The sequence below is a fragment of the Sinorhizobium sp. BG8 genome (genome assembly GCF_016864555.1).
GTDB lineage: Bacteria > Pseudomonadota > Alphaproteobacteria > Rhizobiales > Rhizobiaceae > BG8.
The window spans coordinates 1,015,507-1,027,576 of record NZ_CP044012.1 but is presented as its reverse complement, the minus strand read 5'-3'; the positions used below and the strand labels follow the sequence as shown (position 1 = coordinate 1,027,576).

Annotated in this window: 8 protein-coding genes and 1 pseudogene; 6 read left to right on the top strand and 3 right to left on the bottom strand. The window is 62.1% G+C overall.

The window, feature by feature from the left end; genetic code table 11:
- Positions 1-9 precede the first annotated feature (9 nt).
- Positions 10-927 (bottom strand): branched-chain amino acid ABC transporter permease LivH, encoded by a 918-nt coding sequence (locus F3Y30_RS25625; protein ID WP_203427076.1) that lies wholly within the window; start codon positions 925-927, stop codon positions 10-12.
- Between the two features lie 77 nt (positions 928-1,004).
- Complete coding sequence (locus F3Y30_RS25620; RefSeq protein WP_203427075.1) at positions 1,005-2,120, bottom strand: branched-chain amino acid ABC transporter substrate-binding protein; 1,116 nt, start codon at positions 2,118-2,120, stop codon at positions 1,005-1,007.
- A gap of 324 nt (positions 2,121-2,444) precedes the next feature.
- On the opposite strand from F3Y30_RS25620, the gene F3Y30_RS25615 reads away from it, so the two are divergent.
- From F3Y30_RS25615 to F3Y30_RS25590, 6 genes and pseudogenes are all read left to right on the top strand, one after another.
- Entirely contained in the window at positions 2,445-4,529 is a 2,085-nt protein-coding gene (locus F3Y30_RS25615) for a hydantoinase/oxoprolinase family protein (protein ID WP_203427074.1), read from the top strand.
- Between the two features lie 11 nt (positions 4,530-4,540).
- Positions 4,541-6,199, top strand: coding sequence for a hydantoinase B/oxoprolinase family protein (locus tag F3Y30_RS25610; RefSeq protein WP_203427073.1), 1,659 nt, complete (start codon positions 4,541-4,543; stop codon positions 6,197-6,199).
- Positions 6,196-7,406 (top strand): annotated as a pseudogene (locus F3Y30_RS25605) (pyridoxal phosphate-dependent aminotransferase). Before F3Y30_RS25610 ends, F3Y30_RS25605 begins: the two are co-directional and overlap by 4 nt.
- A gap of 12 nt (positions 7,407-7,418) precedes the next feature.
- Positions 7,419-8,225 carry an NAD(P)-dependent oxidoreductase gene (locus tag F3Y30_RS25600; protein ID WP_203427072.1) on the top strand — a complete coding sequence of 269 codons (807 nt, stop codon included), beginning with the start codon at positions 7,419-7,421 and terminating at the stop codon, positions 8,223-8,225.
- Positions 8,225-9,418, top strand: a complete 1,194-nt coding sequence (locus F3Y30_RS25595) for an FAD-binding oxidoreductase (RefSeq protein ID WP_203427071.1) — start codon at positions 8,225-8,227, stop codon at positions 9,416-9,418. The genes F3Y30_RS25600 and F3Y30_RS25595 overlap by 1 nt, the downstream gene beginning before the upstream one ends.
- 74 nt (positions 9,419-9,492) lie before the next feature.
- Positions 9,493-11,178, top strand: coding sequence for a thiamine pyrophosphate-binding protein (locus tag F3Y30_RS25590; protein WP_203427070.1), 1,686 nt, complete (start codon positions 9,493-9,495; stop codon positions 11,176-11,178).
- 135 nt (positions 11,179-11,313) lie between these two features.
- Here F3Y30_RS25590 and F3Y30_RS25585 read toward each other — a convergent pair whose 3' ends face one another.
- Positions 11,314-12,054, bottom strand: a complete 741-nt coding sequence (locus F3Y30_RS25585; RefSeq protein ID WP_203427653.1) for a FadR/GntR family transcriptional regulator — start codon at positions 12,052-12,054, stop codon at positions 11,314-11,316.
- Positions 12,055-12,070 lie beyond the last annotated feature (16 nt).

Genomic DNA, 12,070 nt, shown 5'->3' with positions numbered 1-12,070 from the left:
GTGTTCTCCTCATACTTTCTGGATTTCCGGCCGGCCGAGCAGGCCATATGGACGGAAGAACAGGAGGATGATGAGCAGCGCGAAGGCGAAGACGTCCTTGTAGTCCGTGCTGACATATCCGGCGAACAGCGCTTCGGTGAGACCTAGCAGCACGCCCCCGAGCACGGCGCCGGGGAGCGAGCCGATGCCGCCGAGAACGGCTGCGGTGAAGGCCTTGATGCCCATCACGAAGCCGATGAAGAAATTGAACGAGCCGTAGTTGAAGGTGACGAGCGTGCCGCCGACCGCGGCTGTTGCGGCGCCGATGACGAAGACCGTGGAGATGATGCGGTCGGTGTTGACGCCGAGGACGGCGGAGATGCGGATGTTCTGTTGGGTTGCCCGGCATTCGCGACCGATGCGCGTGTAGTTGATCACATAGGTGAGTATGCCCATGGCGATCAGCGAGGCGAACAGAATGACCGTCTGCATATAGGTGATCTGCGCGAAATTGGTGTCGTCACCGAAGCGGAAGGCGCCCTGGATGAGGGTCGGCACGCCCTGATCGCGGGCGCCCTGCGAGATCTGCACGTAACTTTGCAGCATCAGAGATATGCCAATGGCGGAAATGAGAGGGGCAAGCTTCGTCGAGCCGCGCAGCGGCCGGTAGGCGACGCGCTCGATCGCCCAGCCATAGACGGCCGTGATCGCGCAGGTGATCACCAGCACGGAAATCAGCGCGAAAGGGACGGACTGAACACCGAAAAAGGTGAGAACGGCAAGGGTGATCGCGGCGATGTAGGCCGAGACCATGTAGACGTCGCCATGGGCGAAGTTGATCATGCGGATGACACCGTAGACCATGGTGTATCCGACGGCGATGAGGCCGTAGATCGTCCCAAGCGTGATGCCGTTGAACAATTGCTGGAACAGGATGTAGACATCCATGGGCAAACCCCCTTGTACGTTTCGAGCACGGAGAGGTCAGCCAGACCGGAGTCCGGCTGACCTGGCAGACCTGCCGCTTAGTCGATGAGAACGGGGGTTCCCTTGTCGTCGAAGTTGTAGAAGACGAACTTGAAGTCCTTGATGTCGCCCTTCTCGTCCCAGGTGATGTTGCCGATCGCGGAATCGACCGTGTTGCCGCGCAGCCAGCTCGCCTGGGATTCGAGATCTTCGCCGGCCTTCAGCGCTGCCACGACGGCCTGCGCGTTGGCATATCCGTAGAGCACGTAGTTGGCCGGGGTAATGTTGGCCTTCTTCAGCGCATCCTGAACGTCCTTCGTCGAGGGATCGGCCAGCGGATCGGGCGTTGCGGAGTAGTAGACGTTCTTGAGATTGGCCGCTCCGCCGGCGGCAGCGACAATTTCAGCCTGTGCAAAGGAGTCGCCAGTGACGAAGACGACGTCAACGCCCTGTTCCTTCAGCTGACGGACAAGCGGGCCGCCTTCCGGAATAAGACCGCCGAAGTAGACGGCATTCGCCCCGGTGCTCTTGATCTTGGTGACGAGCGCGTTGAAGTCGCGTTCACCGCGCGTCAGGCCCTCATAGAGCACTGGAGTGATGCCGCGTGCCTCGATCGTCTTCTTGACAGCGTCCACAAGACCCTGGCCGTAGGTATCCTTGTCATGGATCAGCGCGATCTTGTCCCGCTTCAGCGTGTCGAGAATGAAGCCGGCGGCGACGACGGCCTGTTGGTCGTCACGTCCGCAGCCGCGGAAGAGGTTGTCGAGGCCGCGGTCGGTGACGGTCGGGTTCGTCGAAGATGGCGTCATTTCTAGGATGCCGGCGTCGTTGTAGATCTCGGAGGCCGGGATCGTGCTCGACGAGCAGAAGTGGCCGATCACGGCCTGCACCTTGTCCTGGTCGACGAAACGGTTGGCGACGGCCACGGCCTGCTTCGGCTCGCAGGCATCATCACCCTTCACTAGTTCGATCTGCTTTCCGTTGATGCCGCCGGAGGTGTTCACTTCACTCACATAAGCCGAGACGCCGTTGAAAACCTGCTCGCCAAAAGTGGCGTTTGCGCCCGTAAAGGGGCCGGCAACGCCGATCTTGATCGTGTCGGCGGCAAGAGATGGAGTGAGGAGGAGCGAGGATGCGATGGCGGTCGCTGCGAGAAACTTCGAGATATAGGTCATGAATGGCTTCCCTCTGATTAAGTCATTGAGCTTCTTTGATTTGACGCGAGTTTTTCTCGCGTTCGATTTTGTTTTGCGGCTCGTTCCACACACGTTTCCGGGCGGGTGTCGGCCGGGGCATGTTCTGACTGCGACACCTTCCTTGTCGCAATCAGCTTACAAATTAAGTTGACACATGTATGATAAGTGACATATACAAAATCCGTCAAGCGGAAATCTTGCTTTGGGTGCGCTGGGAGTGGAAACTGGCGTGCAAGAGGTTGGGTCGGCGATTGCGCCGAGTTGAGTTCAGACGCCGCAAGGCGCATCTATGTGGGGAACGAGATGGTTGCTAATGCGCAGCGAAACTGCCGGGTGGGCGTCGATATTGGCGGCACTTTTACGGACATCGCCCTCGAACTGGACGGCGTGCTCCATTCGACCAAGGTATTGACTGATTATGCCGCTCCGGAGCGGGCTATTCTGAAGGGTGTGTCCGCCGTTGCCTCGATGGCCGGGATAGCGCTCTCCGAGATCGACCTGTTGATCCACGGTACGACGCTTGCCACCAACGCGCTGATCGAGCGCCGTGGTGCAAGAACTGCCTTCATCACCACCGAAGGTTTTCGGGACGTGCTCGAGATGCGCACGGAAAACCGCTTCGAGCAGTACGACCTCAATATTGCCTTGCCTCCGGCGCTCATCGCCCGCGCCGACCGTTTTGTAGTGCGCGAGCGCATGAATGCCGCGGGCAAGGTGCTGCTCCCGCTCGATGAAGCCTCCGTTTCCGCCGTTGCCGAGGCCATTGCCGAGGGTGGTTACGAGAGCGTCGCCATCGGCTTCATCCACGCCTACACCAATGGCGCTCACGAAGTAGCCGTGCGCGAGGAGATTCTCAAACGCCTGCCTCACGTCTCTGTGTCGATCTCCTCGGAAGTCTCTCCGCAGATGCGCGAATTCGAGCGCTTCAATACGGTCTGCGCCAACGCCTATGTGAAGCCGGCGATCAAGTCCTATCTCGACCGGCTCGTGGTTTCGCTGAAGGAAATCGGCGTCGGCTGCCCGGTCTTCATGATCCATTCGGGTGGCGGCATCGTCTCCGTCGAAAGCGCATCCGAATTCCCGGTCCGCCTCGTCGAATCCGGCCCGGCCGGAGGAGCGATCTTCGCTGCCGACATCGCTCGTCGCCATGGTCTCGACACGGTGCTCTCCTTTGACATGGGCGGCACGACGGCCAAGATCTGCCTGATCGAGAACCAGGTGCCGAAGACGGCGAAGACTTTCGAGGTCGCCCGCACCTATCGCTTCCGCAAGGGTTCCGGCATGCCGATCTCCATCCCGGTGGTGGAGATGGTTGAAATCGGCGCCGGCGGCGGCTCCATCGCCTCGGTGGATGGCATGCGCCAGATCCGCGTCGGTCCGCACTCGGCCGCCTCCGAGCCGGGACCGGCCTGTTATCAGCGCGGCGGCAAGAATCCGACGGTGACGGATGCCGACCTCCTCCTCGGCAAACTTGATCCCGACAATTTCGCCGGAGGCGCCATTCCGCTCTCGGTGGAAGCTAGCCGTCAGGCGATGCGCGACGATATCGGCACAGTCATTGGTCTCGATCCGGATGCCGCCGCCTATGGCACCTGCGAGATGGTGGACGAGAACATGGCCAACGCCGGCCGCGTTCATACCGTGGAGAACGGCAAGAACATCGCCGATTTCACCATGATCACCTTCGGCGGTGCCGGTCCGCTGCACGCTGCGCGGCTTTGCGAGAAGATGGGCATTTCCACCTTCCTCGTACCACCCGGCGCCGGCGTAGGTTCGGCCATCGGCTTCCTCCGCGCACCCTTCGGCTATGAATCCGTGCGCAGTTCCGTCTTCACTCTCTCCGATTTCGATTTCGCGGAGGCGAACAGCCTCGTCGACGCCATGCAGGCCGAGGCCCTAGGCTTTGTCGAAGGCGGGCTCGACACAGGTGAGCCGGTTATCGAGCGCACGCTGTTCATGCGCTATGCGGGACAGGGCTGGGACATTCCGGTTCCGCTCGACATCGCACGTTTCGATGCTGGCAGCGCCACCAGGCTCGCGGCCACCTTCGAGACCGAATACGAGCGGTTCTTCGGGCGTGCCATCGAGGGACTGGATATCGAGATCGTCAGTTGGTCGGTCAAGGCAAGCTCGCCGCTGCCCCCGGTCGCTCGCGTGGCGGCCGTCGGGCAGGGGAGTGCGATTGCTCCCGCCAAGACGCGTCGCCTGTTCGAGGCATCTCAGGGTACCTTCCTTGAGGCCGGCATTCACGAGCGCGACACCTTGAAGCCCGGGGATGTCGTGAACGGCCCTGCCGTCATAGTCGAGCGCGAGACGTCCGCCGTGCTCACCTCTTCCTTCAAGGCTATCGTGCAAAACGACGGCTGCCTGCTCGTCACCCGGCTGTGAGGACCGAACCGATGAACCAGTCGATGATTGATATCCATATGCAGGTGATGTGGAACCGCCTGATCTCCGTCGTGGAGGAACAGGCGCAGACGCTGATCCGCACCGCCTTCTCTACTTCCGTGCGCGAGGCGGGCGACCTCTCCGCCGGCGTCTTCGACCTCGAAGGCCGCATGTTGGCCCAGGCCGTCACCGGCACACCGGGCCACGTCAACGCCATGGCCGAATCCGTCGCGCATTTCATCCGCGACATCGGTCCGGAGAATATCTTCGAGGGCGACGTCTACATCACCAATGATCCGTGGAAGGGCACCGGGCACCTGCACGACATCACCGTCGTCACGCCGTCCTTCCACCATGGCAAGCTGGTAGGCTATTTCGCCTCCACCGCCCATGTGGTGGACGTGGGCGGACGTGGCTTTGGGCCGGATGCGCGCGAGGTCTATGAAGAGGGCATCTTCATACCGATCATGAAGTTTTTCGAGCGCGGCCAGGTGGATCGCACGCTCATCAACATCGTGCGCAACAATGTGCGCGAGAGCGACAAGGTCATTGGCGATTTTCATGCGCTCGCCGCCTGCAATGAGACCGGACATCGCCGCCTCATCGACATGCTGACGGAGTTCAACCTCGAAGACCTCTCGATGATCGGCGGCTTCATCCTGAAGCACAGCGGCGAGGCGACGCTGGAGCGTCTGAAGAACCTGCCCCACGGTAGCTGGTCCTACAGCCTCGATCTCGACGGCTACGACGAGCCGGTGCATCTTGCCGCCAAGCTCACGATCGGTCCTGATGGCGTGCTCGTCGATTTCGACGGCACGTCCGGCATGAGCAAATTTGGCATCAACGTGCCGCTCGTCTATGCCAAGGCCTATGCCTGCTACGGCATCAAATGCGTGGTGGCGCCGGAAATTCCGAACAACGCGGCCTCCCTCGCACCCTTCGATGTCGTGGCGCCCGAGGGCTGCATCCTCAATGCCAAGCGGCCGGCGCCGGTTGCCGTCCGCCACGTGCTCGGACATTTCGTGCCGGACCTTGTGCTCGGCGCGCTGCACCAGGCACTTCCCGGCCAGGTGCCCGCGGAAGGGGCGAGCGCGCTCTGGAACCTGCATATGAGCGTACGCCCGGTTTCCGACCAGATCGGCGGCAAGGGTGCGGAAATCCTGATGTTCAACTCCGGTGGCTCCGGTGCGCGCGCTTCCCTCGACGGGTTGAACGCCACCGCCTTTCCGAGCGGCGTGCACACCATGCCGATCGAGGCGACGGAAAATGTCGGCCCGGTCATCGTCTGGCGCAAGGAACTGCGCGATGGCTCCGGTGGCGCGGGCGCCCAGCGAGGCGGGCTCGGCCAGATGATCGAGATCGAGGCGGCCGAGGGCTATTCGTTCCGCTTCTCCGCCATGTTCGACCGCGTCAATCATCCCGCCCGCGGCCGTGATGGCGGTCTCGACGGTGCTCCGGGCGGCGTGGCATTGGACGACGGTACTGCGCTGAAGGGCAAGGGCCTGCAGTTCGTGCCCGAGGGGCGGCGCCTCGTGCTCTCGCTGCCCGGTGGGGGTGGTTATGGCGACCCGGCGGAACGTCCCGCCGACGCCGTCGCCCATGACGTCAAGCACGGCTACATCACCGGCGAACAGGCCGCGCTCTACGCCAAGCCGGGAGGAAAGGCATGAACATGATCGCATTCGAAAGCCGCAGGGCTTCGACCATCAAGTCCTCCCCCTCCATGGCCGTGTCCATGGCCGCCAAGAACATGCGGGCGAAAGGCGAGCACGTCATCGATCTCTCGCTCGGCGAGCCGGATTTCGACACGCCCCCCATATCATCGAGGCGGCTGTGGACGCGATGAGGCGCGGCATTACCCGATACACCGCGCCTGATGGTCTTCCGGAACTGCGCGAGGCGATCGTCAGGAAATTCAAGCGTGAGAATGGCCTCGACTACGCCATGGACGAGATCTCCATCGGCAACGGCGCCAAGCAGATTCTGTTCAACGCCTTCCTCGGCACGTTGGAACCGGGTGATGAGGTGGTCGTGCCGGCGCCCTACTGGGTCTCCTACACCGATATCGTCCTCCTGCACGGCGGCGTGCCTGTCGTCGTGCCCTGCGGCGTCGAGGATGCCTTCAAGATCACGCCCGAGCGGCTGGAAGCAGCGATCACGCCGAAGACGCGCTGGTGCCTGTTCAACTCTCCCTCCAATCCGACGGGCGCCATCTACACCGGGGACGAGTTGAAGGCCCTCGGTGAGGTGCTTGAGCGCCATCCGCGCGTTGCCGTCATGTCGGATGAGATCTACGAGCACATCGTCTGCGGCGACGTGGCCTTCGTATCCTTTGCCAATGCCTGCCCGGATTTGCGCGACCGCACGCTCCTTATCAACGGCGTCTCCAAGGCCTATGCCATGACCGGCTGGCGGCTCGGCTATGCGGCCGGCCCGAAGGACCTGACCAAGGTGCTCAACAAGATGCAGTCGCAGAGCACCACTTGCCCGTCGTCGATCACCCAGGTCGCGGCCGCGGCGGCGCTCAACGGCCCGCAGGATTTCGTGACGACGGCCGTTGCCGAATACAAGGCGCGTGGTGAGCTGGTAACGCGTGGCTTCAGTGCCATTCCGGGTATTGAGGCGCGCGCGCCGGAGGGGGCCTTCTACCTCTTCCCGAAATGCGCCGCCTATATCGGCAAGACGGCGGCGGATGGCACGGTGATCGCCAACGACACGGCGCTCGCCTCCTACTTGCTAACGGAAGCCAAGGTCGCGACAGTCCCCGGTGCCGCCTTCGGCGTCGAACCCTATATCCGCCTTTCCTTCGCAACCTCCCGCGACAATCTCACGCTGGCCATCGACCGCATCGCCGATGCGCTTGCCCGGCTTCGTTAAAGGGAACCGTCCATGTCTCATTTTCAGAAAGTACTTTTGACGGGCGCCGCCGGTGCTGTCGGTACGGCCTTGCGCCAGTCCGGCACGCGGCTCGGCAAGGTCGTGCGCCTCTCGGACCGCAAGCCCTGCGAAAATCTAGCCTCGCACGAGGAGGATTTTCCGCTTGAGCTTGCCGATTTCGATGCGGTTTCTGACGCGGTGAAGGGCTGCGACGCCATCGTGCATCTCGGCGGCCAGCCGCTCGAAGGCGCGTGGAAGACGATCCTCGACAGCAATATTTCCGGTGGCTACAACATCTACGAGGCCGCGCGCCAGCACGGCGTCAAGCGCATCGTCTATGCAAGCTCTGTGCACGCGATCGGTTACTACGAGCGCACAGAAACGATCGACGGCAACGTGCCGACCCGGCCCGACAGTCTTTACGGCGTCTCGAAGACTTTCGTCGAAAATCTCGCCCGCTACTACTTCGACAAATTCGGCATCGAGACGGTGTCGATCCGCATCGGATCCTGCTTTCCGGAGCCGACGGACCGCCGCCATCTCATCACCTGGCTCTCCTACCGCGACTGCCGTCAGCTCGTTGAAAAATGCCTCTCGGCAGAGCGCGTCGGCTTCATGGTTGCCTATGGCATGTCGAACAACAGCCGCGCTTTCTGGGACAACCGCACCGCCGCCTCGCTCGGTTACAAGCCGGAAGACAGCGCCGACGACTATGCCGACAAGGTCTTTGCGAAGACCGAGCAGGGCGATCCCAACGATCCGGCCGTGCGTTTCCAGGGCGGAAGTTTCACGGCCGCTGGCCATTTCGAGGACAAGTGATGCGGGCTTCCAAAACATCCTATGACGTCGTCATCGTCGGCGGTGCGGTAGTCGGCAGTGCCACGGCCTACTTCCTGGCGACCAATCCCGATTTCACCGGATCGGTTCTGGTGATCGAGAAGGACTGGACCTATCAGCGCTCTGCGACCGCGCTTTCCTCCAGCTCAATCCGCCACCAGTTCTCGAATGCAATCAACGTGCAGGTCTCGCAGTTCGGCACGGAGTTCATCCGCAATTTCAAGGAAAATGTCGCCGTTGATGACGACACGCCTGAGATCGGTTTCCACGAGAACGGCTATCTCTTCCTCGCCGGCGATGAACGCGGCGCGGACGTGCTCCGCCGCAACCACCAAACCCAGGTCTCCTGCGGCGCCGAAGTCTCGCTGCTCGATCCTGAAGGGCTGGGCAAGCGTTTCCCGTGGCTGAACACGGAAGGCCTGACGCTCGCCAGCACCGGCGAGCGCGGCGAAGGCTGGTTCGACAGCGTCGGCCTCCTGCAGGGCTTCCGCAAGAAGGCTCGTTCTCTCGGTGTCGAATACATCGAGGATGAGGTCGTCAAGATAAACCGCGAGGGCGACCGTATCGTCTCGGTGACGACCAAGGGCGGACAGACCGTCGGCTGTGGCACGCTGGTCAACACGTCGGGCACCAACGGCAAGAACATGGCGCGCATGGCGGGCCTCGACATTCCCGTCGAGCCACGCCGCCGTTCGCTTTTCGTCGTCGATTGCCGCGAGCCGCTCGGCCCCGGCGTCGGCCTCACCATCGATCCGACCGGGGTTTTCTTCCGTCCGGAGGGCAAGTTCTACCTGATGGGCACCTACCCGAAGCACGATCCGGAGGTCGATCCGAACGATTTCGCCGTCATGCACGACGAGTTCGAGGAGGAAATCTGGCCGACGATGGCGAACCGCGTACCAGCCTTCGAGGCGATCAAGGTCGTCAACAGCTGGGCCGGGCACTACGACTATTGCACGCTCGACCACAACGTGATCCTCGGCCCGCATACCGAAATGAAGAATTTCCTCTTCGCCAACGGGTTCTCCGGTCACGGCCTGCAGCAGTCGCCGGCCATGGGGCGCGGGCTTTCCGAACTGATCACATACGGTGGTTTCAAGACACTCGACCTCTCGCCCTTCGGCTATGAGCGCGTCGTCGCGAACCGACCGTTCCTCGAGGACGCCGTGATCTAGGGCAATTCCAGCAAAAGCGGGCAGCGGTTCTGCGTGACGAGTTGCGCAAACGTCAAAGCCCTCAGGAGACGAAAATGATAATCGAGCACGAGACCCGCAGCGGCGGCCAGGTTCTGGTTGACGCACTGAGAATTCATGGCGTCGAACGGGTGTTCGGCGTGCCGGGCGAGAGCTATCTCGCCGCACTCGATGCCTTCCATGACGTGGAAGATGCGATCGAATTCGTCATCTGCCGGCAGGAGGGCGGGGCGGCCTATATGGCGGAAGCCTATGGCAAGCTCACCGGCAAGCCGGGCATCTGCTTCGTCACCCGCGGGCCGGGCGCCACCAATGCCTCCGTCGGCGTGCACACGGCTTTCCAGGATTCGACCCCGATGATCCTCTTCATCGGTCAAGTGGCGCGCGACCAGATGGAGCGCGAGGCTTTCCAGGAGATCGACTATCGCCGCATGTTCGGCCAGATGGCGAAGTGGGTGGTGGAGATCGAGGATGCCGCACGCATTCCCGAGCTGATCAGCCAGGCCTTCCACCGTGCCGTCAATGGCCGGCCGGGTCCTGTCGTCGTGGCGCTGCCTGAAGACATGCTGACCGACATGGTCGCGGTTGCCGATACGCCTGCGCACAAGCGCGTTGAAACCTATGCCGGTGTTCCGCAGCTCGAGGAACTGACCGCGCTTCTGGCGAAGGCAAGGCGCCCGATGGTTGTTGCCGGCGGTGGTGGCTGGACGCAGCAGGCGGTCGCCGATCTGTGCGCCTTCTCTGAAGCCTTCACACTACCGGTCGCGGCGTCCTTCCGCTGCCAGGACCTCTTCGACAATACGCATGAGAACTATGCCGGCGACCTCGGCCTTGCGGCCGGGCCGAAGCTGATCCAGCACATGAAGGATTGCGACCTCCTGATCTCGATCGGAGCCCGCCTCGGTGAGATGACGACAGGCGCCTATACGCTGATTGACATTCCGGTACCAAAGCAGACCCTGGTTCATATCCATCCGGGCGCGGAAGAACTTGGTCGTGTCTACCATGCGACGCTCCCGATCAATGCAAGCGTTGCGGGCTTCCTGTCACAGGCAGCCAAGCTGGAACCGGCCGCGGCGCCTGTATGGGCGGAATGGACGAAGACGGCGCATGCCGACTATCTCGCAAACATCGAGCATCCGCAGGTTCCCGGTCCGGTGCAGATGGGCGATGTGATGGAATGGCTTCGCGGCCACCTGCCAGCTGATGCCATCCTCACGACGGGGGCCGGCAACTACTCCGCCTGGGCGCACCGCTTCTACCAGTACCGGACGTTCCGCACGCAGCTTGGCCCAACCAACGGCTCCATGGGCTACGGCGTACCCGCGGCGATCGCAGCAAAGATCACCGCCCCGGAGAGAACGGTTGTGGCTTTCGCCGGCGACGGCTGCTTCCTCATGAACGGGCAGGAGTTGGCGACGGCGATGCAGTATGACGCGCGCGTCATCTTCCTCGTCATCAACAACGGCATGTACGGCACCATCCGCATGCACCAGGAGCGCAGCTATCCGGGCCGCGTTTCCGGCACGCGCCTGACGAACCCGGACTTCGCGCTTCTCGCACAATCCTATGGCCTGCATGGCGAAACCGTGGAACGGACGGAAGAGTTTGCCGCCGCTTTTGAACGCTGTGAAGCATCCGGTAAGCCGGCGCTCATTGAGATCCGCATCGATCCGGAAGCGCTGACTCCCAAGATGAGCCTTTCGCAAATTCGCGAAGCGGCAATCGCGGCAGGCAAGTAAATCGATGTGGTGTGACACGGTCGGGGCAGTTGGTTTAACGCCAACGGCCCCGCCACAACTGGTTTGGAACAGAGGCTTGGACGGCGGTTAAGCCCGCGCGAAGACAGGCGGCAGCCATTCGACAGGCGAATGGCTCTATTCGATGAACTCAGCTGTTGCGATCGGGGCAGGTTCGTCAAGCATGGCGCGGTAGCGGTCGAGGCTCTCTTCCAGATGCGCGACCAACGCCTGCTTGGCGCCTTTCGGGTCGCCCTGCGTGATGGCCGCGAGAATGGCCGAGTGCTCCTTGTTGATCTTTTTCAGATAGGTGTTGTGTGGGCGGCCGGACTGGCGGTGCTTCAACAGGAGGTCGAAGTTGATTTCGCCCATCACCGCCTCAAGGAAGCTCGGGAAATGCGGGTTCCTCGTCGCCTTTGCTATCGCAAGGTGGAACTCGAAATCCGCCCGAGCCTCGGCCTCGGCATCATTCGTGGTGAGGTTCTCGATATGGTCGAAGGCCCGCGCGATTTCAGCGAGCGCTTCCGGCGTCCGGCGCTGGGCGGCGAGCGCAACGGATTGCATCTCCACACCCAGTCGCAACTCCAGGATCTGCATTGCCGAGCGAATGTCATCGATCCGGCTGATCTCGAAGTTGAGCGTCTTGGCATCCTTCTCCGTCACATAGACGCCGGCGCCTTGCCGGGAGATAACCCGGCCAGCGACCTTCAGCGAGGTAAGTGCCTCGCGGATGACGGTTCGCGAGACGCCGAACTCCTCGCACAACTGGGCGCTTGACGGGATCTTCTCGCCGGGCGCATAAAGTCCGGAGTCGATGCGTTCAGATAGTTTTGCTACGACAATTTCCGCGAGATTGCCGCGCTGTGTGATGATCGACATGTCGATCTCGCCCTTT